This window comes from Paenarthrobacter sp. 10L412 (genome assembly GCF_056395565.1).
Genome location: NZ_JBFTJT010000002.1, coordinates 91,815 through 112,731, shown reverse-complemented (window position 1 = coordinate 112,731; position 20,917 = coordinate 91,815). Strand labels below are relative to the sequence as shown.

21 protein-coding genes are annotated in these 20,917 nt (G+C 63.1%); 13 read left to right on the top strand and 8 right to left on the bottom strand.

What is annotated here, in order from left to right; all coding sequences use genetic code 11:
- Positions 1-81: 81 nt before the first annotated feature.
- The 5 genes from dxr (at position 82) to AC1DD7_RS02285 (ending at position 5,090) form a co-directional block, all read left to right on the top strand.
- Positions 82-1,266 (top strand): 1-deoxy-D-xylulose-5-phosphate reductoisomerase, encoded by a 1,185-nt coding sequence (dxr, locus tag AC1DD7_RS02305; protein WP_477513623.1) that lies wholly within the window; start codon positions 82-84, stop codon positions 1,264-1,266.
- A 58-nt stretch (positions 1,267-1,324) separates the two neighbouring features.
- The gene (locus AC1DD7_RS02300) at positions 1,325-2,656 is read left to right on the top strand and encodes a M50 family metallopeptidase (protein ID WP_431119431.1); all 1,332 of its coding nucleotides are present in this window, start codon (positions 1,325-1,327) and stop codon (positions 2,654-2,656) included.
- Positions 2,657-2,740: 84 nt separating this feature from the next.
- A complete protein-coding gene (locus AC1DD7_RS02295; protein ID WP_431119433.1) occupies positions 2,741-3,034 on the top strand; it encodes a YciI family protein in 294 nt (97 codons plus the stop codon).
- A 48-nt stretch (positions 3,035-3,082) separates the two neighbouring features.
- Entirely contained in the window at positions 3,083-4,249 is a 1,167-nt protein-coding gene (ispG, locus tag AC1DD7_RS02290; RefSeq protein WP_216925300.1) for a flavodoxin-dependent (E)-4-hydroxy-3-methylbut-2-enyl-diphosphate synthase, read from the top strand.
- The gene (locus tag AC1DD7_RS02285; RefSeq protein WP_431120174.1) at positions 4,212-5,090 is read left to right on the top strand and encodes a GNAT family N-acetyltransferase; all 879 of its coding nucleotides are present in this window, start codon (positions 4,212-4,214) and stop codon (positions 5,088-5,090) included. The genes ispG and AC1DD7_RS02285 overlap by 38 nt, the downstream gene beginning before the upstream one ends.
- Here the strand turns inward: AC1DD7_RS02285 and AC1DD7_RS02280 are convergent.
- Genes AC1DD7_RS02280 through AC1DD7_RS02270 form a run of 3 tightly spaced genes read right to left on the bottom strand, consistent with a single transcriptional unit; the run spans position 5,087 to position 7,208 of the window.
- Complete coding sequence (locus AC1DD7_RS02280) at positions 5,087-5,698, bottom strand: TetR/AcrR family transcriptional regulator (RefSeq protein ID WP_477513622.1); 612 nt, start codon at positions 5,696-5,698, stop codon at positions 5,087-5,089. The genes AC1DD7_RS02285 and AC1DD7_RS02280 overlap by 4 nt on opposite strands.
- The gene (locus AC1DD7_RS02275) at positions 5,695-6,438 is read right to left on the bottom strand and encodes an ABC transporter permease (protein WP_477513621.1); all 744 of its coding nucleotides are present in this window, start codon (positions 6,436-6,438) and stop codon (positions 5,695-5,697) included. The genes AC1DD7_RS02280 and AC1DD7_RS02275 overlap by 4 nt, the downstream gene beginning before the upstream one ends.
- 8 nt (positions 6,439-6,446) lie before the next feature.
- On the bottom strand, positions 6,447-7,208 hold the full coding sequence (locus AC1DD7_RS02270) for an ABC transporter ATP-binding protein (RefSeq protein ID WP_477513620.1): 762 nt from the start codon (positions 7,206-7,208) through the stop codon (positions 6,447-6,449).
- 502 nt (positions 7,209-7,710) lie between these two features.
- Between AC1DD7_RS02270 and AC1DD7_RS02265 the strand changes: the two genes are divergently transcribed.
- Both AC1DD7_RS02265 and AC1DD7_RS02260 read left to right on the top strand, forming a co-directional pair.
- Positions 7,711-9,522, top strand: coding sequence for a proline--tRNA ligase (locus AC1DD7_RS02265; protein ID WP_477513619.1), 1,812 nt, complete (start codon positions 7,711-7,713; stop codon positions 9,520-9,522).
- Positions 9,519-10,313 (top strand): sulfite exporter TauE/SafE family protein, encoded by a 795-nt coding sequence (locus AC1DD7_RS02260; RefSeq protein ID WP_477513618.1) that lies wholly within the window; start codon positions 9,519-9,521, stop codon positions 10,311-10,313. The genes AC1DD7_RS02265 and AC1DD7_RS02260 overlap by 4 nt, the downstream gene beginning before the upstream one ends.
- Here the strand turns inward: AC1DD7_RS02260 and AC1DD7_RS02255 are convergent.
- From AC1DD7_RS02255 to AC1DD7_RS02245, 3 genes are all read right to left on the bottom strand, one after another.
- Positions 10,306-11,304, bottom strand: a complete 999-nt coding sequence (locus AC1DD7_RS02255) for an aminoglycoside phosphotransferase family protein (RefSeq protein WP_477513783.1) — start codon at positions 11,302-11,304, stop codon at positions 10,306-10,308. The two genes, AC1DD7_RS02260 and AC1DD7_RS02255, sit on opposite strands and share 8 nt — an antisense overlap.
- Before the next feature lie 49 nt (positions 11,305-11,353).
- Entirely contained in the window at positions 11,354-12,082 is a 729-nt protein-coding gene (locus AC1DD7_RS02250; protein WP_477513617.1) for a VIT1/CCC1 transporter family protein, read from the bottom strand.
- Positions 12,083-12,187: 105 nt separating this feature from the next.
- The gene (locus tag AC1DD7_RS02245; protein WP_477513616.1) at positions 12,188-13,291 is read right to left on the bottom strand and encodes a DUF4439 domain-containing protein; all 1,104 of its coding nucleotides are present in this window, start codon (positions 13,289-13,291) and stop codon (positions 12,188-12,190) included.
- 105 nt (positions 13,292-13,396) lie between these two features.
- On the opposite strand from AC1DD7_RS02245, the gene AC1DD7_RS02240 reads away from it, so the two are divergent.
- Both AC1DD7_RS02240 and nusA read left to right on the top strand, forming a co-directional pair.
- Positions 13,397-14,008 (top strand): ribosome maturation factor RimP, encoded by a 612-nt coding sequence (locus AC1DD7_RS02240; RefSeq protein WP_224092279.1) that lies wholly within the window; start codon positions 13,397-13,399, stop codon positions 14,006-14,008.
- A complete protein-coding gene (nusA, locus tag AC1DD7_RS02235) occupies positions 14,008-14,988 on the top strand; it encodes a transcription termination factor NusA (protein WP_431119447.1) in 981 nt (326 codons plus the stop codon). Before AC1DD7_RS02240 ends, nusA begins: the two co-directional genes overlap by 1 nt.
- Before the next feature lie 158 nt (positions 14,989-15,146).
- On the opposite strand, the gene AC1DD7_RS02230 is transcribed toward nusA, so the two are convergent.
- Positions 15,147-15,350 carry a hypothetical protein gene (locus AC1DD7_RS02230; RefSeq protein WP_309928041.1) on the bottom strand — a complete coding sequence of 68 codons (204 nt, stop codon included), beginning with the start codon at positions 15,348-15,350 and terminating at the stop codon, positions 15,147-15,149.
- On the opposite strand from AC1DD7_RS02230, the gene AC1DD7_RS02225 reads away from it, so the two are divergent.
- The 4 genes from AC1DD7_RS02225 to AC1DD7_RS02210 all read left to right on the top strand — a co-directional run bounded on the left by AC1DD7_RS02225 (position 15,270) and on the right by AC1DD7_RS02210 (position 19,728).
- Entirely contained in the window at positions 15,270-15,524 is a 255-nt protein-coding gene (locus tag AC1DD7_RS02225) for a YlxR family protein (RefSeq protein WP_477513782.1), read from the top strand. The two genes, AC1DD7_RS02230 and AC1DD7_RS02225, sit on opposite strands and share 81 nt — an antisense overlap.
- Before the next feature lie 152 nt (positions 15,525-15,676).
- The gene (infB, locus tag AC1DD7_RS02220; protein WP_477513615.1) at positions 15,677-18,559 is read left to right on the top strand and encodes a translation initiation factor IF-2; all 2,883 of its coding nucleotides are present in this window, start codon (positions 15,677-15,679) and stop codon (positions 18,557-18,559) included.
- Positions 18,560-18,636: 77 nt separating this feature from the next.
- Positions 18,637-19,140, top strand: a complete 504-nt coding sequence (gene rbfA / locus AC1DD7_RS02215; RefSeq protein ID WP_431119451.1) for a 30S ribosome-binding factor RbfA — start codon at positions 18,637-18,639, stop codon at positions 19,138-19,140.
- Between the two features lie 87 nt (positions 19,141-19,227).
- A complete protein-coding gene (locus AC1DD7_RS02210; protein ID WP_477513614.1) occupies positions 19,228-19,728 on the top strand; it encodes a nucleoside deaminase in 501 nt (166 codons plus the stop codon).
- Positions 19,729-19,734: 6 nt separating this feature from the next.
- Here AC1DD7_RS02210 and AC1DD7_RS02205 read toward each other — a convergent pair whose 3' ends face one another.
- Positions 19,735-20,889, bottom strand: a complete 1,155-nt coding sequence (locus AC1DD7_RS02205) for a pyridoxal phosphate-dependent aminotransferase (RefSeq protein WP_477513613.1) — start codon at positions 20,887-20,889, stop codon at positions 19,735-19,737.
- Positions 20,890-20,917: the final 28 nt, after the last annotated feature.

Here is a 20,917-nt window from a genome sequence, read left to right as displayed (position 1 = left end):
GAAAGAAGTGGTCAAGCGGGGTTTTCCACTTACCCGGGTGCTACGTTCGCACCCTTCTGCGGCTGCTGGGATACTTAAGCAATGCAGCCGCGCAAGATCGTCATCCTCGGGTCCACCGGTTCCATCGGCACACAGGCGATTGACGTCGTCGACGGCGCCCCGCACCTTTTCGAAGTGGTGGCACTGAGCGCCGGCGGCGGGAACCTGGAACTGCTTGCCCACCAAGCTGTGCATACGCGGGCGCAGGCCGTTGGCATTGCCCACGGCGATCCGGAAGCATTGCAGAACCTGATTGACGCCGCGGCGGCCCGAAGCGGCTTGCGCAACTTCGCCCCGGAAATTTTCGTTGGACGGGACGCGTCCACCCGCATCGCCGAAGTGGAATGCGACGTCGTTCTCAACGGCATCACCGGCTCCATTGGCCTGGCGCCAACCCTGGCCGCGCTGGCATCCGGCGCCACCTTGGCGCTCGCCAACAAAGAGTCGCTGATTGTCGGTGGTGCCCTGGTGAAAGCAGCTGCCCGCCCCGGCCAGATTGTGCCTGTCGATTCCGAACATTCGGCCATCGCCCAGTGCCTGCGCTCGGGTACTGAGCAGGAGGTGGAGAAGTTGATTCTCACGGCGTCCGGCGGACCTTTCCGGGGCCGCAGCCGTGAGCAGCTTCACGATGTCACACCCGCCGAGGCTCTGGCGCATCCCACCTGGGATATGGGCCTCATGGTCACCACCAACTCGGCGAGCCTCGTCAACAAGGGCCTTGAAGTGATCGAGGCACATCTGCTGTTCGACGTACCCCTGGACAGGATCGACGTCGTGGTCCATCCACAGTCGGTGGTCCACTCGATGGTCCAGTTTGTGGATGGGTCCATCATTGCCCAGGCGTCGCCGCCTGATATGCGGCTTCCCATCGCCTTGGGGCTGGGCTGGCCCGGGAGGGTTCCAAAGGCTGCCCAGCCATGTGACTGGACCCAAGCCACAAGTTGGACATTCGAACCACTGGACTCGGTTGCGTTTCCGGCAGTGGAACTCGCCAAGGAGGCCGCGAAGCAGGGCAGCACCTACCCCGCCGTCTTCAACGCGGCCAACGAGGAAGCCGTGGAGGCTTTCCACGCCGGTCGCATCCGCTTCACGGACATTGTGGACACGGTGGAGTCCGTCCTCAGCGAACATTCAGGTTCTTCGGAGCTTACGGTGGAGTCCGTGCTGGATGCTGAGAGTTGGGCACGCACGCGCACCCATGATCGTTTAGCCAACAGCGCGGTTTAGCTCAGAAGTCCCCAGTAGAAACCCAGTATAAAAACCCCATGGAAGCAGTCCCGTCGGCATGAGTCCCGTCCTTCTTTTCATCCTCGGAGTCGTCTTCGTCGCCCTTGGCGTCGCAGTATCCATCGCCTTGCACGAGGTTGGTCACCTGGTCCCCGCGAAGCTCTTTAAAGTGCGCGTGACCAAGTACATGATTGGCTTTGGACCCACTTTGTGGTCCAGGAAGAAGGGCGAAACGGAGTACGGCTTCAAGGCCCTTCCGTTGGGTGGCTACGTGGCCATGATCGGCATGTACCCGCCCAACAAAGAAGATGGCGGGGTCCGTCCCTCCAGCACCGGCATGTTCCAGACGCTTGCCAGCGAGGCCCGTTCCGTCGCGCACGAAGAAGTAGGCCCCGGGGATGAAGGCAGGGTCTTTTACAAGCTGCCGGTCTGGAAGAAGATCATCATCATGCTCGGCGGCCCGGCCATGAACATGCTGATCGGTTTGGTTCTCCTTGCCATCCTGCTCATGGGTTTTGGCGTTGCCACGGCCACCACAACCATCGCGGACGTCTCAAAGTGCCAGGTGGCTGCGGGGAAAACGGTGGATCCTGATTCGGCGGACTGCAAGCCAACACCCGCGGCGGCCGCCGGGCTGCAGCCGAACGACACCGTCAAGACTTTCGACGGCAAAGCCGTCACCAGCTGGGATGAACTCACCGGCTGGATCAGGGCCTCGGCGGGCAGGGAGGTACCCATCACCGTAGAACGCAACGGCTCGGAAGTTTCCACCACCGTTACTCCAGTCCTGTCCTCGCGGCCGGTTGTGGGTGCCGATGGACGCCAGGAGCAGGACGCCAACGGCGTGCTGAAGTACCAGGAGGTTGGCTTCCTGGGAATCGGCGCGCAGAGCGCCTTGGTTCCCCAGCCGGCGTCGTCGGTTCTTCCCATGGCGGGGGAGAACATCAAGCAGATTTCCGGAGTAATCCTTAACTTGCCTGCCCGTGTGGTTGGTGTGGCGAAGGCCGCCTTCAGCGAGGAACCCCGCGATCCGAACGGGCCCATCAGTGTGGTGGGCGTCGGTCGGGTGGCCGGCGAAGTTGCTGCGATGGAAGAGGTACCGCTCCAAGCACGCATCGGAACCTTGGTAGGGCTGCTTGCCGGCCTGAACTTCGCGCTGGCCATCTTCAACCTTGTACCCCTGCTGCCTCTCGACGGCGGCCACGTGGCAGGTGCACTGTATGAGGGGGCCCGGCGCCAAGTGGCCAGGCTCAGGGGAAAGCCGGATCCAGGTGCTTTCGATATCGCAAAGCTGCTTCCCGCCACGTATGTGGTGGCAGCGCTGCTGATGGCCATGGGCGCGCTCCTGATTTACGCGGACATCGTCAAGCCGGTGAATATCTTTGGCTGAGACCGCTGACCGGGACCGGGGGGCCTGCAGAGTGAGCTGGAATGGATGGCGGATCATCGCCACGCGGCGGGATAGGCTAGTTTCATGACTGTTTTCGCTGTTGAGTATGTATACGTCGCCGAATCCGGCGCCCTCCGCGACGAAGCCCGCGCGGCGCACCGTGCCTGGCTGGGCGATCTCGCAGAGGATGGCACGCTGCTTGCGAGCGGACCCTACGGTGATGGTGCCGGCGCACTGCTCATCTTCAAGTCAGCAGATGAAGCCGAACTCAATGACCTCCTGAAGCAGGATCCGTTCGCTGAAGCCGGAGTGATAGCCGGCATCCGCACCACGGAATGGGACCCCATCATCGGCGTCCTGGCTGCCCACGCGTCCTAGCTCCGGCGTCCTCACCACAACGATCCACCCCAAACCCAAGGAGTCCACGTGACCTCGGTCAGCCTGGGAATGCCAGCCGCCCCACCCCCCGTCCTTGCCCCGCGCCGTAAGACGCGGCAGATCAAGGTTGGGTCCGTTGGCGTTGGCTCCGATTCGCCCATCAGCGTGCAGTCCATGACTACGACGCCCACCACGGATATCAACGCCACGCTTCAACAGATCGCCGAACTGACGGCCTCCGGCTGCGACATCGTCCGCGTTGCCTGTCCGTCAGCCGACGACGCCGAGGCGTTGCCGATCATTGCCCGCAAATCCCAGATCCCCGTGATCGCCGATATCCACTTCCAGCCGAAGTACGTTTTCGCGGCCATTGAAGCGGGATGCGCAGCGGTCCGTGTGAACCCTGGCAATATCCGGAAGTTCGATGACCAGGTCAAGGAAATCGCGGCAGCCGCGAAGGACCACGGCACATCCATCCGGATTGGCGTCAACGCTGGTTCCCTGGAGCCGGGCATCATGAAGAAGTACGGCAAGGCCACCCCTGAAGCGCTGGTGGAGTCCGCTGTCTGGGAGGCCTCGCTCTTCGAAGAGCACGGTTTCCACGACTTCAAGATCTCTGTGAAGCACAACGACCCCGTGATCATGGTGGCTGCCTACGAGATGCTCGCCGAAAAGGGCGACTGGCCCCTGCACCTTGGCGTGACCGAAGCCGGTCCGGCCTTCCAGGGAACCATCAAGTCCGCAACTGCTTTCGGGGCACTGCTGTCCCGCGGCATCGGTGACACTATCCGCGTTTCCCTCTCGGCGCCGCCCGTGGAGGAAATCAAGGTTGGCAACCAGATCCTGCAGTCGTTGAACCTGCGCCCCCGCAAGCTTGAGATTGTGTCCTGCCCGTCCTGTGGCCGCGCCCAGGTGGACGTGTACACGTTGGCTGAGCAGGTAACCGCCGGCCTTGAGGGGATGGAAATCCCTCTCCGCGTGGCCGTCATGGGTTGTGTAGTCAACGGTCCGGGCGAGGCCCGCGAAGCAGACCTCGGTGTGGCCTCCGGAAACGGCAAGGGCCAGATTTTCGTGAAGGGCGAAGTCATCAAGACAGTGCCTGAAAGCGAAATTGTTGAGACACTGATCGAAGAGGCCATGCGTATCGCTGAAGAGATGGGGGAGGCCGATGGCGAAGATGCTGTCAAGGGTAGCCCCGTGGTTAGCGTCTCGTAACGAGACAGGCCTGGGGGTCAGGGTGCTCGGCAGTGCCGACACCTTGGCCCTTCGCGCGCTTGCCAGCGAAGATCCCGTTGCCAACGTCTTCATCCTTGCGCATCTGGACAGCGTAGGAACGGCAGCGCCCACCAGCGGCGGCGCCAGCGTCTTTGGCGTGTTCGACGACGACACCCTCCTTGGAGCCTGTTGGGCGGGGGCCAACCTGGTCCCGGTGCAACTCGACCCAGGGCTTACCGGATATGTAGCTACGGCGGCCCACCAATCCGGCAGGCGGTACGCCTCCATCTTCGGGCCGGCGGAAACAGTCCTGGCGCTCTACTCCCGCTTTGAGCAGTTGGGCCACTTCGCGCACGAAGTCCGCTCCAGGCAGCCCCTTTTGACCATTTCCGGCGGGCCGGCCATCGAAGCCAATCCGCTGCTGACCTTCGGCACTATGGCGGACTTCGAACGCATCCTGCCCGCCTGCGCCGCCATGTTCGAAGAAGAAGTTGGCTACTCGCCGTTCCTGGGCGGCCAGGACTTCTACAGCAGGCGCGTTGCCGGGCTTATCCGCCAAGGGCATTCCCTGGTCCACATCGACGCTGCCGGAAGCGTGGTTTTCAAGGCAGAGTTGGGTGCAGTTACCCAGGACGTCACGCAGGTCCAGGGCGTATGGATGAATCCGGAGATGCGTGGACACCACCAGAGCGCCGGTTATATGGCCGCCGTCGTAAATCTCTCGCGTACCTTTGCCCCCGTAACGAGCCTGTACGTCAATGACTACAACGCCAAAGCGCGGGCCACCTACGAAAGAGTCGGCTTCGAGCAAGTCGGCACGTTCGCAACGGTCTTGTTCTAGCCCGGGGCGTCCAGGTTCCCGGTGAGATACCGCTGGATGGTGGGTGCCACCATGCTCACTACTTCCTCCTGATCAGCACTCGCCAGAGGTTCGAGCCGGATCACGTAGCGGAGCAGCATCAGTCCCACCACTTGTGTCGCCACCAGGTTGCCACGCAGGCGGACTTCCTCAGCAGGACCTTGCACGCCCACCATGACCCGGGACAGGATGGTCCGGCTCACGGTCTCCCGCAGCAGTGCCGTTTTGGCTTTTGATCCAATGGTTCCCCGAACGAATGCCACCAGGCCGGGCTGCGCCGGGCCCTCCCACAACCTGACCACGGCACGGACAAGTGCTTCAGCCCTCGCCCCGGGTTCCAGGGTTTCAACGCCAGCCAGGACCTCTTCAGGATCGGCAGGCAACTCCACACTGGAGGCGAATAATTCGTCTTTGCCTTTGAAGAAGTGATGCACCATGGCCGGATCCACTGAAGCTTCCCTCGCCACTTGCCGAAGACTGGTGCCGTCGAACCCTTGCTCTGCGAACAACTTCCGGGCCGCCACCAGAATGGCTTCGCGCGAATGGTCGCTCCCGCTTCGACGGCCGCGGCGCAAGGGTTCCAGGCTCATGAGGTCTGCCTCCTCAGCGTCAATGAGGCAAGGACAAGGACCCCCACCACGATTCCGCCCATCACCATGGTGTCCTGCCACATGGTTTCAGTGGCATCGATGTTCCCTGCGATCTCCTGAAGGGCATCAACAGAAAACGTCAGGGGAAGAACTCCGGAGATGGCCTCGAGGACGTCGTTCATCTGCTCCCGGGCCACGAAGAGTCCGCAGAGCAGGATCTGTGGCACCACCACTACCGGCATGAACTGCACAGCCTGGAACTCGGTGCGTGCAAAGGCCGAACACAGCAGCCCCAGTGCGACTCCAAGGACAGCGTTGATGACCGCGATCAGCACGACGAACCCGGGACTGCCCTTGATGTCGAGATCGAAGATCCAGTATGCGACAGCCGTGGCAACCAGCGACTGCAGCGCGGCCATGATGGAGAAGGCAATGGCGTAGCCGAACAAGAGGTCCGCTTTATGGATGGGTGTAGTGAGGAGCCGCTCCAAGGTCCCGGAGGTTCGTTCCCGCAGCATGGTGATGGACGTGACCAGGAACATGACGACGAACGGGAAGATCGCCAACATCATCAGGCCGACGCGGTCGAAGGTGCGTGGAAAGCCCGGGGGCAGCGTTTCGTTCTCGAAAAGATAATAGACGGCGGTGAGCAGCAGCGCCGGAACCACCATAATGAGCGCCACACTGCGGTGATCGTGCCGCAATTGACCAAGGACCCGGGCGGTGGTGGCAAAGGTCATCCGAAGATTCATGATGCCACCTGGCTTTCCTTTGCCGGCTGACCGCTGTCCGGGCCACGTTCGGCGTCATTGATCATGTTCAGGAACGCGCGCTCAAGGTCATTGCTGCGTCCCCGGCTTGCGAGCTCGGCGGGTGTGAGCTGCGCCAGCAGCAGGCCGTCCCGCAGAAGCAGCAACGAAGAACAATGCGACGCTTCTTCCATCACATGACTGGAAACCAGGAGCGTTGTTCCGCCGGCGGCCATGTCAACGAACCGCTCCCACAATTCCGCACGCAGTACCGGATCCAAACCCACTGTCGGTTCGTCCAGGACCAGGAGCTTGGGGTGCGCCACCAGCGCGCATGCCAGGGACACGCGGCTGAACTCCCCGCCCGAGAGGTTCCCGGCTTTCTGCTTGGCAAACGATTCGAGCCCGACGGCGGCAATCGACTCCGCGACGTCCGTCGCCGTTGCCTTGTGCATGGCGCCGAAGTACTTGACGTTGGCTTCGACGCTGAGGTCCGCGTAGACGCTGGCACCTTGGGTGACGTACCCGACGTCGTGCCTTAACGGTGCGCTGCCTGCTGGGCGGCCGAGGACGCTGATGGATCCACGGGTGATCCGCTGGACCCCCACGATGCCGCGCATAAGTGTTGTCTTGCCGCTTCCTGACGGGCCGAGAAGCCCCGTGATGCGCCCGCTGGCCACGGCGAAATCCAGGCCCCGCAAGATTCTTGTCCGGCCCCGGAAGATGTGCAGGCCCGTGGCTTCTATTGCTGCTTGTGACATGGCTGCCTCCGGCGCCATCGAGTAATTCATCAAGTGATGAATTAACGCTAAGTCCGACCAGCGGGGCGGTCAATAGGCCTTTGCCATCAAAATCCTTGAAAACGTGTCCGCTATCACATAGGTTTTTCCCAAGCCGTGTCGATGGGGCACGGGTGGTTACAGGGGGAATCATGGCAAAGACCTTGAAGGATGCCTTTGGCAGCCGCACCATCCGTGAGTTCGGCAGTCACCAATGCGTCCCAGTCGCAGGCGATCCCGTTCCGCTGGAGGGAACGGGGGACTAGTCCCCGGACAGAGTCTGCGGCCGGCCGGCCGCTGAGCCACGCCATCGCAGGATGACCAGCCGATCTTTGGCCAGGGGCTTCCAGACGCGACGGCGTGGCTCTTCTCTGTGATTACCGTTCTGGGGCTGAGCCATTCTGTGCGAAGCCGCCCGCTGGCAGCCGGTAGATTAGTAGACAGTTGTTTTTGCCACATCTGCCATAGAAACGGATACGTACCCGTGGTCCTTCGCCTTTCCCAGTTGTTCCTGCGCACCCTGCGTGAAGATCCCGTCGACGCCGAGGTCGCCAGCCACAAGCTCCTGGTCCGGGCCGGTTACATCCGCCGTGCCGCGCCTGGCATTTACACGTGGCTGCCGCTGGGACTCAGCGTTCTGCGCAAGGTGGAGGAAATCATCCGGCAGGAAATGTCCGCCATCGGCGCGCAGGAAGTCCACTTCCCGGCACTGCTGCCGCGCGAACCCTATGAGGCTACCAACCGCTGGACCGAGTACGGAGAGGGCCTGTTCAGGCTTCAGGACCGCAAGGGTGCCGACTACCTCCTGGCTCCGACGCACGAGGAAATGTTCACCCTCCTGGTCAAGGACCTGTACTCCTCGTACAAGGACCTGCCGTTGAGCCTGTACCAGATCCAGAACAAGTACCGCGATGAAGCGCGCCCCCGTGCAGGTCTCCTCCGTGGGCGCGAGTTCATCATGAAGGACTCCTACTCGTTCGACGTTGACGACGCCGGCTTGGACGCAAGCTACGCCGCCCACCGCGCCGCATACCTGAAGATCTTCGAACGCCTGGGCCTGGAAGTCATTCCGGTTGCTGCCACGGCAGGCGCCATGGGCGGCTCCAAGAGCGAAGAATTCCTCTTCCCCACGGAGATCGGCGAGGACACCTTTGTGCGCTCGGCCGGCGGCTATTACGCCAACGTCGAGGCCGTCACCACGGTTGTCCCTGAGGATATTGATTTCACGGACGCGCCGGCTGCCCAGGTTCTGGACACCCCGAACACACCCACCATCGAGACGCTGGTTGACGCAGCCAACCAGCTCGCACCCCGCGGCGAGGCCGACGGCGGCGCCTGGACTGCCGCTGACACGCTCAAGAACGTCGTGCTCGCCGTGACTCTCCCCACCGGCGAACGCCAGATCGTCGTCCTCGGCGTTCCGGGTGACCGTGCCGTGGATCTCAAACGGGTGGAAGCGAACATAGGATCGTTCCTTCCCATTGCCGGCGAGATCGGCCTGGAGGCAGCCAACGAGGAAGACCTCAAGAAGCTGCCGTGGTTGGTGAAGGGCTACATCGGGCCTGGCTTGTCCCTGGATGAAGCAGTGCTGGGCCTGGAAGGCTCTTCCAAGCTGCTGTACCTCGTGGATCCCCGCGTCGTCTCAGGCACAACCTGGGTGACGGGCGCCAACATCGATGGCAAGCACGTCTTCGGACTGGTAGCGGGCCGCGACTTCACCTGGGACGGCGTCATCGAATGCACCGACGTCCGCGCAGGGGATCCGGCACCGGATGGCTCCGGACCGCTTGAAACTGCCCGTGGCATCGAAATGGGCCACATCTTCCAACTCGGACGCAAGTACGCCGAGGCGCTGGATCTGAAGGTACTGGACCAGAACGGCAAGCAGGTAGTTGTCACCATGGGCTCCTATGGTGTTGGTGTCACCCGCGCTGTCGCAGCCCTTGCCGAAGCCAACCATGACGACCGCGGCCTCGTGTGGCCACGCTCGGTGGCCCCGGCCGACGTACACGTTGTGGCTGTGGGCCGCGGTGACGAAATTTTCGAAGCTGCAGAGAAGCTATCGGCGGAACTCGAGGCTGCAGGCCTCGACGTCATCTTTGATGACCGGCCCAAGGTTTCTCCCGGCGTCAAGTTTGGCGATGCCGAGCTCGTCGGCGTGCCCACTATCTTGGCCGTCGGCCGTGGACTCGTGGACGGCGTAGTGGAGATCAAGGACCGTCGCAGCGGTGAAGCCGAGAACATCTCGGTGGAAAAAGCCGTGGATTACGTGGTCAACGCTGTCCGTAACCGGTGATTTCCGGCTTCGAGACCATCCAGCTCACCACCATCATCCTGATTGTGGTGGCTGGATTCGCAGCCGGCTGGGTTGATGCGGTAGTAGGAGGCGGGGGGCTGATCCAGCTCCCCGCACTGCTGCTGGTGCCTGGCATTACCCCCGTCCAGGCCCTGGCCACGAACAAGATGGGTTCCATCTTCGGCACCACCACCAGTGCCACAACCTATTACCGGCGAGTGGGACCGGACCTCAAGACGGCGATACCCATGGCGGTGATTGCGCTGGCGGGGAGCTTTGGCGGTGCCATCCTCGCTTCATCGCTGCCGGCCAGCGTCTTCAAGCCCATCATTGTCGTGGCGCTGATCGCCGTCGCGATTTTCACCGCACTCCGCCCCAGCGCAGGCGAGCTGACAGCTCTGCGGCACGATGGGCACAAGCACTATGTGGTGGCCTGCCTGATCGGTGCAGTGATCGGTTTTTACGATGGCCTGATCGGTCCCGGTACGGGATCATTCCTGGTGATCGCCTTGGTCTCGGCCATGGGCTACGCCTTCCTTGAAGCCAGCGCAAAGGCCAAGATCGTCAACATGGCCACCAATGCCGGTGCCCTCATTTTCTTCCTCCCTCACGGCTCCTTGCTGTGGGGAGTGGGCCTGGTGCTGGGGCTGGCGAACATGGCGGGCGGATACCTTGGTGCCCGGACAGCTGTAGCCAGGGGGAGCAGCTTTGTACGGATCGTCTTCCTGATCGTCGTGGCGGCACTGATCATCAAGCTCGGCGTGGACGTCTGGAACGACAACGTCAGCTGACTGCGTCCCCGGACTCGGGCAAATCATGTGCTGCTGGAAGTCCTTCGAGCGTCCTGCCCGCCAGTGTGCTCGCCACCCACAGGGAACGGGCCAGATCGCCTTCGTGTCCTCGTTTTCCCGCGTACCACAGAGCGTTGTCCACTTCGCGGGCAACGCTCCACTGTCGCGCGACCTCCGGATCAAGCCCAGCGGCGAGGCTGAAATCCGTGCATCGCTCCCGCAGGGCAGCTGCAGGGTCGCGATGTGACAGATCCTTGATCCGGTTCCACAGAACAGGTGCCACCGCAAATTCGGCCTCACCGATCTGCGGCTGGGGGTCGATGGCCAAGTATTCGCGGCGGTCCGCGCCCACGGCTGCGAGGATGTTCATGAAGTGGAGATCGGTATGCACCAGGACGTCCCTGCCGGATCGGCGGCCAACAGCACCGCGGGTCTGGCATACTTCCAGCGCGGCCTCCAATAACCATCGCGGGAAGGGCCGGTCCTGCAGCTCCCACTCCGAAGGCATTTCGTCGCTCCAGCGCTCGGCCGTGGCAGCGATGTGATCGAAGCCCCGCCACTCGGGACGATCATCCGGGGCAATTGAAAGCTCGCGCATGATGTCACCCCAGACCTGCCGGGCTTCGTCCATGGGGGCGTCCTGCAGCCACCGGGACGCGTCAAGGCGTTCCAGGAGCATGGAGCAACTGGCGGCGTCGGCAGCCAGGAGCCGGACAGCTCCGTGGCCACCCCACAGGGCCAAGGCATGGCGCTCTACAAGTGCTTCCTCATGCGGATAGGCGATCTTCAGCGCAGCCTGCCTGCCGTGCTGGAGAACGGGCACAACCAAGGCTCCGTGTCCGTTCCACGGCTCTTCACCGGGTGCGAGGTCCACGGACAACTGCCAACGGTCCAAAGCCTCACGGATAAGCCCCGGAAGGCTCGCCAACCAGTCCCGCCCCGCAGAATCGCGGTTGTATCGGGCGTGCAGGTCGCCCGGAATCGGAATCATGGCGTGAAGGGTCACGCCATCAGCCTAGCTCTGCCCAGCGGTAGTACCCTCAGAAAACGCCGCTGGCGCCCAACAGGCTTCCGATCGAGAACGTGGCTGCAAGCGCCAGGGCTCCGCCCAACACCACACGGGCTGCTGCGCGGAATCTGGGCGCCCCACCAATCCAAGCCCCCACGGCTCCCGTGATCGCGAGAGCCAGCAGGACGGCAGCGAACGTCAGTGGAACCCGCAATGCCGGGGGAGGGAGCAGGATGGCCAACATGGGAAGCACGGCGCCCAGGGTAAACGCCACTGCCGATGCAAGGGCGGCGTTCCACGGACTCACGATGTCGTCTTCATGGATATTGAGCTCGGCTGACAGATGGGCGGCAAGAGCATCATGCTTCGTCAGTTCTTCCGCCACTGTCCGGGCGGTAGGCGCGGTGAGCCCCTTCGCCTGGTAGATCGCGGCGAGCTCTTCGAGTTCTTCCTCCGGCTGCTCGGCGAGTTCCCGGCGTTCCTTCTCGATGAGCGACTTCTGCGTGTCGCTCTGGCTGCTGACGGATACATATTCGCCCAACGCCATGGAAATTGCACCACCGACCAGGCCAGCCGTGCCGGCGGCAAGGATGCTGCCGGTGTTGGTCGTGGCGCCGGCCACGCCGACGACGATTGCGGCGACGGAGACGATGCCGTCGTTCGCACCCAAAACTCCGGCGCGCAGCCAGTTCAGCCGGTGGGCAAGGTCATCACGATGCGGTTCGTTCTCGTGTGTGGTGGCAGTTTCTGCAGAAGCCATGCTTCAAGCCAAGCACCGGCGGGCCGCCTTGACCAGCATGGCTAGGCTCGCCTATCCCATCCGCCGCTTGGACTCACTTCAGGTTGGGACTAACTGGGGCATGGATTAATTGGGGGTGGGCGTCGGCAGGGGAGGCAAGTCATCGTCGTCGAACTCCAACCCCGGCAAGGCGGCAAGCGTGGCGCCCCAATCCAGGCTCCTGCGGACAGCAGCCAGCAGGCTGCTGGTAGCCCAGTCCCGGGTCTCTCCTGTCGAAAGCGCGATGAGGTCGCCAAATCCCTGCAGGGAGTCCGATTCCAGGGCTCCCAAGCCCGCGGCCGGGTCTTCAGCGAACTGTCCAGGCAGCCTGTATCCGGCCTCCCGGGTAGGGACGTCGCCACAGTTACGGCGGGTCAGGGCTTCTGCTTGTTGAAGGAGACGCTCGTGCACCGCAAGGTCCTTGGCGGCTTGGGCAGTTGCGCCAGCGTCCAATCGCTTCAGCGCCACCTGATAGATGTAGACGGCTTCCTGTTCGGAGCGGACAGTGGCCGCAAGAGCCGCATCGGTAGTGGCAGCGGTTGCATCCGGGGTGGGGCTGACTGAAGGGCACTGGTGCACAGCTGGTGTTGTGGCAGGCGGGTTACCGCTCGACGTCGGCGACGGTACCGGCAGCTGCCACATCGCAGCCAGTTTTTCGCCCTGGAGAAGTTGGGCGGATCCGACGGCGGCGAGCAACCGGGCGATCCCGCCGTCGGCCTCGCGGGCGTCCTCCAGTCGTTGCCGGCCGCTGGCGGTCAGGCCAGCCACAACCGAAACAGGCGTCGCTTCGGGGGCCGCATCATCTTCAGCCTGGTCATCTTTATCGCCTGCCGTCGAGGCTGCGGAGGAGGCAGAAGTATCAGCAGTGCCGGCCATGGCGCTGGCTGCGGCAGAAGGTGGAAGGAGGGCCCGGGACTGTGTTGTCAGCAATGTCACAGCATGGTCCAGTGCGGCCGTTTGGGAACGGGATCCTGCAGCCGCCATCAATCCAGCAGTCGATTCCCGCAGCCTGTGGGTATCGGCGAAAGCGTCGGCGAGGGCAGACTCGGAGAACGAAACCTCAGGGGGAGTCCCGGAATCCCGCGGTAGAAGTACGATTCCCGTGCCCGCAACGAGCAGCGCAACCAGGGAAATGAGAAGGAGCCGGCCCCAACCCGGTGATCGTCGTTTTTCACTTGTCTGCTCGTCCACAACACACCATGGTGTCATGTGGACGGGAAACTCCGTGCACCATGTGCTGCCGAAAATCGTTAGGCTAGTAGTCACAACAACATCTATCGGGAGGCGGCGGGCAACGTGAGTGACTCGGAAGCCACGACTTCAACAGACCGTACTGAGTCGAATTCAACGGCCACCATCCACAACCCGGAAGAGCGCAGGCTAAAGGCGCTGCTCGAACCGGCAGTCCTTGCCAACAGGCTCTACCTCGAGGATGTTTCCATCCACGTCGCCGGTTCACACCGCACGGTCCACGTCGTCGTGGATCTTCCGCAGGAGGAGACCGGAGGCGTCAGCCTGGACGCAATCGCCGATGTCTCGCGTGGGTTGTCCGATATTCTGGACAATGATCCCCACGACGACGGCCGTCCCTACGACCTCGAAGTTTCTTCGCCAGGAGTAGGCCGTCCGCTGACGGAACCACGCCACTGGCACAGGGCCCGCGGCCGCATGGTCAGGGTCAACGTCATCCAGGGTGAGAACGTCCTTGGCCGGATTGCGTCAGTAGATGACGCCGGTGTGACCCTCATTCCGGAGCACGAAGTCAAAAAGGGCATGAAGCCCAAACAGGGCGACCCCATCACTATTCCTTTCGACAGGATCCGCCACGGAAAAGTCGAGATTGAATTCAGCCACCTCCACGAGGCCGGGCTGGCAGACGAACACAATGGACCTTCCGAGGAGGCCTAATGGATATTGACATGAGCGCACTGAGACTCCTGGAGCGTGAGCGTGAAATCCCGCTGGACCTCCTGATTCCCACCATCGAGCAAGCGCTCCTGGTGGCCTATCACAAGACGCCCGGTGCCTTCGAGAAGGCCCGCGCCGAGCTGGACCGCAAGAGCGGCCACGTGACCATCTGGGCAACGGAAATCGACGACGACGGCGAGGCCATCGGGGAGTTCGAGGACACCCCGGCCGGTTTCGGCCGCATCGCTGCAAGCACGGCGCGCCAGATCATCCTGCAGCGTCTTCGCGACGTTGAGGACGATAACGTATTGGGCGAATTCAAGGGTCGCGAAGGCGAACTCGTCGCCGGCATGATCCAGCAGGGCAACAACCCGCACATGATCCAGGTAAACCTCGGATCGGTGGAAGCCCTGTTGCCGCCACCGGAACAGGTTCCTGGCGAGAAGTACATTCACGGCAGCAGGCTTCGTGCCTTCGTGGTGGATGTCCACCGTGGGGCGAAGGGCCCGTCGATTACGTTGTCCCGTTCGCACCCCGGACTGGTCCGTAAGTTGTTCGAAATGGAAGTTCCGGAAATCGCGGACCGTTCTGTCGAGATCGTGGCACTTGCCCGGGAAGCCGGCCACCGCACCAAGATCGCCGTCAAAGCGAACACCCCCGGTGTCAACGCCAAGGGCGCTTGCATCGGCGAAATGGGCTCCCGCGTCCGTGCTGTCATGACTGAGCTCAATGACGAAAAGATCGACATCGTGGACTTCAGCGAGGATCCTGCGACCTTCATCGCCAACTCCTTGTCACCGTCCAGGGTGAATTCGGTCACTATCACGGACGAGGCAACGCGCTCAGCCCGGGTAGTTGTGCCGGACTACCAGCTCTCCTTGGCGATCGGCAAGGAAGGCCAGAATGCGCGCCTTGCTGCGAAGCTGACCGGATGGCGGATCGATATCGTGTCCGACGCCGCCCCGGCCAAGACCGACTAGCGATCGTTCCGGCGGCCTGGCCGTCGGGAGCCGCGCCGCGCTGGCGGTGCGGCCGGTTTCGGCTGTCCGGGGCCGGGGGGCTAGAATAGATGGAACCGGGCTTACGTCCGGTATCCGCGCGCTTTGACGTGCCTTATCTGCATGTGCAGTATCGGCCGTCAGCGCAAGTTTGCAGAGGCAGGTAAGGACACGTCGTGGCTGAACTGCTTGAACGCGGCCATGGCCCTGTTCGTACGTGCATCGGATGCCGGAAGCAAGGCTCCCGGTCCGAGCTTGTCCGGCTGGTCGCCCAAGGTCGTGGTTCGTCCACTGTCCTTGTCGATGTTCGACGCCGGATGGCCGGCAGGGGTGCGTGGCTGCATCCCAGCGAAAAGTGCTTGGCATTGGCAATCAAGCGGCGTGCTTTCGGAAGGGCCCTTGCGGGCGCTGCTGAAACGGGCGCCGTCGAAAGCTACTTCATGTCAGGCGCGCCACTTGTGGAGGCCCCGGCTGCCACAGGAAAACCGTCCAAACCTGAAAGCGGGTCAGAAAACTGATGGAAACCCGATGAGTTCCCAGCGATGAGTGCGTAACGATGACAACTTTGTTGCGCTCTGCAATGGGCCTTTCAGTCGCGCTAGCGGCAGGGGCCCGCAGTAAGAAGTAGACGGTTCGTGCCTGGCTCGGTGCGGACCGAGACAGGAGAAATGTGGCCAAGGTCCGCGTACATGAGCTCGCCAAAGAGCTCGGTATTACTTCCAAAGATGCAGTAACAAAACTGCAGGAATTGGGCGAATTCGTTCGCTCCGCCTCTTCCACCATTGAGGCCCCAGTCGTGAAGAAGCTTCGCGACGCTTACCCCGGTGCAGGCGCTGCAAAGGCAGCTGCCCCCGCACCTGCAGCCGCCCCCAAGGCTCCGGCTGCTCCCGCAACATCCCGTCCGGCCGCTCCGGCTCCGGGCCCCGCTGCACCCAAGGCTCCGGCTCCGGCAGCACCCGCCGCGGCGGCACCTGCTGCCCCCGCTGCACCTGCTCCCGCGGCGCCTGCCCCGGCAGCGCCCTCGGCTCCCGCCGCATCCACGACGCCGTTCTCGGCAAAGCCTGGTGCCCGTCCTGCTCCCAAGGCAGAGACTCCGGCTCCGTCCCGCCAGGGCGGCCAGGCTCCGCGTCCCGGCGGTCCCCGTCCGGGCAACAACCCCTTCGCCACGTCCCAGGGCATGCCCCGCGGCCGTGGTGGCGATGGCGAACGTCCGCCTCGCCCGGGTAACAACCCGTTTGCAACCTCACAGGGCATGCCCCGTGCAGGTGGCCGCAACGATGGCGAACGCCCCGGTGGTCCCCGTCCCGCAGCAGGTGCCGGTGGTCCCCGTCCCGCAGCAGGCAGCGGTGGTCCCCGTCCGGGTGCTCCGCGTCCCGGTGCACCCCGTCCCGGTGGTGCTCCGCGTCCGGCTGGTGGCCCCGGTGGAAACCGGCCTACTCCGGGCATGATGCCCAACCGCACTGAGCGTCCGGCTCCCGGTGGCGCAGGTCGTCCCGGTGGCGCAGGCCGTCCGGGTGGCGGACCGGGTCGTCCCGGTGGCGCACCAGGTGCAGGTACCGGTGGCGGCGCTCCCGCCGGCGGTGGCTTTGGCAAGGGTGGCCGCGGTCGCGGTGGTACCCAGGGTGCCTTCGGCAAGGGCGGCGCCGGTCGTGGCAAGCAGCGCAAGTCGAAGCGTGCAAAGCGCCAGGAACTGGAGCAGATGAGTGCTCCGTCGCTGGGCGGCGTGTCCGTACCCCGCGGCGATGGCGAGACCATCATCCGTTTGCGCCGTGGTTCCTCCATCACGGACTTTGCAGAGAAGATCGATGCGAACCCCGCGTCGCTCGTGACCGTTCTGTTCCACCTCGGTGAGATGGCAACGGCCACACAGTCCCTCGACGAAGACACCTTTGGACTGCTTGGTGCCGAACTTGGCTACAAGCTCCAGGTTGTTTCGCCGGAAGACGAAGAGCGCGAGCTGCTGGACCAGTTCGACATCAACATCCAGGACGAGCTCGACGCCGAGGGTGACGACGTCCTTGAGGCCCGCCCGCCGGTTGTCACCGTCATGGGTCACGTTGACCACGGTAAGACCCGCCTGCTTGACGCCATCCGCAACTCCAACGTTGTGGCCGGCGAGCACGGTGGAATCACCCAGCACATCGGTGCTTACCAGATCAGCCACATCCACGAGGGCACGGCCCGCGACATCACGTTCATTGACACCCCCGGTCACGAGGCCTTCACGGCCATGCGTGCACGTGGTGCCAAGGTCACCGACATCGCGATCCTGGTTGTTGCAGCCGACGACGGCGTTATGCCGCAGACGGTGGAAGCACTCAACCACGCCCAGGCAGCCAACGTGCCGATCGTCGTGGCAGTGAACAAGATCGACAAGGAAGGTGCCAACCCTGACAAGGTCAAGGGTCAGCTCACCGAGTACGGCCTGGTTCCCGAAGAATACGGTGGCGACACCATGTTCGTTGAGGTTTCTGCCCGCCAGAACCTCAACATCGACGAACTGATCGACGCCGTCCTGCTGACGGCCGACGCCGCACTGGATCTGCGCGCCAACCCGGACAAGGACGCTCGAGGCATTGCCATCGAAGCGAACCTGGACAAGGGCCGCGGTTCCGTGGCCACCGTCCTGGTGCAGTCCGGTACCTTGGCCGTGGGCGACACGATCGTTGCCGGTACGGCCCACGGCCGCGTCCGTGCAATGTTCGACGAAAACGGCGAGGCCCTCGATGTCGCACTGCCGTCGCGTCCGGTCCAGGTCCTCGGCCTGTCCAACGTGCCGCGTGCAGGTGACACCTTCCTGGTGACGCCGGACGAGCGTACGGCCCGCCAGATCGCCGAGAAGCGTGAAGCTGCCGACCGCAACGCCGCACTGGCCAAGCGTCGCAAGCGCATCAGCCTGGAAGACTTTGACCAGGCCGTTGCTGAAGGCAAGATCGACACCCTCAACCTCATCCTCAAGGGTGACGTCTCCGGTGCCGTGGAAGCCCTCGAAGACGCCTTGCTCAAGATCGATGTCGGAGACGACGATGTTCAGCTCCGTGTCATCCACCGCGGTGTGGGTGCCATCACGCAGAACGACGTCAACCTGGCAACGGTGGACAACGCCATCATCATCGGCTTCAACGTCAAGCCAGCTGAGCGCGTCGCTGAACTGGCTGACCGCGAAGGCGTGGACATGCGCTTCTACTCCGTCATCTACGCAGCAATCGATGACATCGAGATGGCCCTCAAGGGCATGCTCAAGCCGGAGTACGAAGAAGTCCAGCTCGGTACTGCCGAAGTCCGCGAAGTCTTCCGTTCCTCCAAGTTCGGAAACATCGCCGGTTCGATCGTCCGCACGGGCATTATCCGCCGTAACACCAAGGCACGTGTTAGCCGCGACGGCAAGGTCATCGGTGACAACCTCACCGTTGAGACGCTCAAGCGCTTCAAGGATGACGCAACCGAAGTCCGTACTGACTTCGAGTGTGGTATCGGTCTTGGCTCGTTCAACGACATCACCGAAGGCGACATCATCGAGACCTTCGAGATGCGCGAAAAGCCGCGCGTCTAGGTTCCGCTTGGAGCGGGTCCGTCGGGTAGCCCCGGCGGACCCGTTCCGTACCCGTTTCTACTTTCCAGGAGGAAGTCATGGCCGATCCGGCACGCGCTGCCAAGTTGGCGCAGCGGATAAAGGTCGTCGTCGCCGAGGCCCTCGGCCGCAGGGTCAAGGACCCGCGCGTCGAGTCCATCACGATCACCGACGCCCGCGTCACCAACGACCTTCAGCACGCCACCATCTACTACACCGTCTTTGGTGACGAGATAGCCCACGCCGATGCCGCCAGGGCATTGGAGAAGGCCAAGGGTGTGCTGCGACAGGAAGTCGGCCGCAATATCACCGTCCGGCTCACTCCCACCCTCGAGTTCGTTGCTGACCAGATCCCGGTCAACGCATCGAACCTTGAGGAGCTGCTCCGTGAAGCAAAGCGTCGCGACGCCGAGGTAGCCGCTTTGGCTGCCGGCGCCAAGCACGCAGGCGAGGCTGACCCCTACAAGGGCGAGGCCTCCGAAGAAATCGACGAAGACGACTTCGACGAAGAAGACATCGACCTCGCGGACGATGACGAACTCGACGAAGACGCCAACCGCTAAAAGTCTTTTGAGTTTGTGTACACCTAATGCCCTTGGGACGCGTTCCCAGGGGCATTACGTGTACTCAAAGTCGTTAGTATCGAAAGCATGTCCGCGCACAATGCACAGCAGCATGATGAATTCCTGAACCGTGATGAATTCCTGAACCGGGCCATACGGCTTGCTGTCCAGAACGTTTCCGACGGCGGTGGGCCGTTTGGCGCTGTTGTCGTTACCCCGGATGGCAGCGTCCACGAGGGCGTGAACCGGGTAACGCGCGACAACGATCCCACGGCGCATGCCGAAGTCGTGGCCATTCGCCGTGCCGCAGCGGACATGGGCAACTTCGATCTCAGCGGCTCGGTACTCTATGCCAGTTGCGAGCCATGCCCCTTGTGCCTCTCCGCCACACTCTGGGCCAGGATTGGCCGCGTGTATTTCGCTGCGGACCGGCACGGAGCCGCCAGGGCCGGTTTCGATGATGCAGTGTTCTATGAGTACTTCGCCGGTACCCGGCCTGAGCTGCTTCCCGTGGAACATGCGCCGGTAGCAGCCTCCGAGGCACCCTTTGAGGCCTGGCGTAACAACACCGAACGCACCGACTACTAGCGGCTCCTAGGGCCGGGCAGGAAGCCGGCTGACGCCGTCGAGCAGTTCCTGCTGATCGCCGCACAGCGCAATCCGGATCCAATCCTCGCCGATCGACCCAAAGGCGGTGCCCGGCGCGAAGGCAACACCCGAATCGGCCAGGAACGTGTGGACCCAGGCCCGGACATCGCCGCCACTGATGTGGGAGACGTTTGCCCACAGGTAGAAAGCTCCCTGTGCGCCAAGGAACGGAATGCCCTTGCCTTCCAGGATGGCGGAGGCGGCATCACGGTTGCTCCTGTAGTGGTTTCGCGCGTCCGTCACGTAGTCCTGGGGGCCGGTCAACGCGGCCAAGGCCGCATACTGCGATGGCGAGGCAACGCAGGAAACGATCGCTTCCATGACATTGTTCATCTTCTTTTCCAGGCCCGGCGGGCAGATCAAGGCTCCGATCCGGAGGCCCGTGAGCCCGTAGGTCTTTGACAGCGTCAGTGATGTGAAGACGCGTGCCTCACCGGGGATGTCGCTATCGAACCGGGCTGGGCTGACATGCGGGACGTCAAAGGTGAAGGCTTCATAGCACTCGTCAGAGATGATCCAAAGATCGTGCCGGACGGCGAGTTCCACAAGCTGCCGGGTTGCGTCCTCGCTGATGACGGCGCCCAGGGGGTTGGAGGGCGAGTTAAGCATGAGGACCCGGGTCTGCGGAGTGATGAGGGCTTCAATGTCCTCGATGTCCGGCTGGAAGTCGTTATGCGGATACAGGGGATACGGAACGGGCACCGCGTGGAGGAGCCGGCTGGTCATGGCGAAGGTGGGGTAGCCGGGGTTGGGCAGGAGGATTTCATCGCCGGGGGAGAGAAGCAGGCTCATGGCGAAGTGCAGGCCTTGTTGTGCTCCGTCAACCACGTAGACGCGTTCGGCTCCGATATCCACGTGATGTTGCTCACGGAACTTCTTGGCGAAGGCTTCGCGGAGCGCTGGGATTCCTGCGTTCGGGGTGTAGTTGGTTTCGTCGCGTTCAAGGCATGCTATTCCGGCGTCGAGGACGTGCCGTGGGAGTGCAAAGCCCGGCTCGCCGATGCTGAGCACGATCGCCCCTGGGGTGGTCCAGGCGGCCTCGGTGATTTCGCGGATCTGGTTCACGGGGACGTCGCGGACGTGTGCGGCAAGCTCAGGCATGGGAGCTATCCTAGCCACCCATATACTG

Bases quoted from the DNA above. Each gene is read 5' to 3' on its own strand.
- dxr (WP_477513623.1), top strand. From the start codon at position 82: ATGCAGCCGCGCAAGATCGTCATCCTCGGGTCCACCGGTTCCATCGGC.
- AC1DD7_RS02300 (WP_431119431.1), top strand. From the start codon at position 1,325: ATGAGTCCCGTCCTTCTTTTCATCCTCGGAGTCGTCTTCGTCGCCCTT.
- AC1DD7_RS02295 (WP_431119433.1), top strand. From the start codon at position 2,741: ATGACTGTTTTCGCTGTTGAGTATGTATACGTCGCCGAATCCGGCGCC.
- AC1DD7_RS02285 (WP_431120174.1), top strand. From the start codon at position 4,212: ATGCTGTCAAGGGTAGCCCCGTGGTTAGCGTCTCGTAACGAGACAGGC.
- AC1DD7_RS02280 (WP_477513622.1), bottom strand. From the start codon at position 5,698: ATGAGCCTGGAACCCTTGCGCCGCGGCCGTCGAAGCGGGAGCGACCAT.
- AC1DD7_RS02275 (WP_477513621.1), bottom strand. From the start codon at position 6,438: ATGACCTTTGCCACCACCGCCCGGGTCCTTGGTCAATTGCGGCACGAT.
- AC1DD7_RS02270 (WP_477513620.1), bottom strand. From the start codon at position 7,208: ATGTCACAAGCAGCAATAGAAGCCACGGGCCTGCACATCTTCCGGGGC.
- AC1DD7_RS02255 (WP_477513783.1), bottom strand. From the start codon at position 11,304: ATGATTCCGATTCCGGGCGACCTGCACGCCCGATACAACCGCGATTCT.
- AC1DD7_RS02250 (WP_477513617.1), bottom strand. From the start codon at position 12,082: ATGGCTTCTGCAGAAACTGCCACCACACACGAGAACGAACCGCATCGT.
- nusA (WP_431119447.1), top strand. From the start codon at position 14,008: ATGGATATTGACATGAGCGCACTGAGACTCCTGGAGCGTGAGCGTGAA.
- AC1DD7_RS02230 (WP_309928041.1), bottom strand. From the start codon at position 15,350: ATGCAGCCACGCACCCCTGCCGGCCATCCGGCGTCGAACATCGACAAG.
- rbfA (WP_431119451.1), top strand. From the start codon at position 18,637: ATGGCCGATCCGGCACGCGCTGCCAAGTTGGCGCAGCGGATAAAGGTC.
- AC1DD7_RS02210 (WP_477513614.1), top strand. From the start codon at position 19,228: ATGTCCGCGCACAATGCACAGCAGCATGATGAATTCCTGAACCGTGAT.
- AC1DD7_RS02205 (WP_477513613.1), bottom strand. From the start codon at position 20,889: ATGCCTGAGCTTGCCGCACACGTCCGCGACGTCCCCGTGAACCAGATC.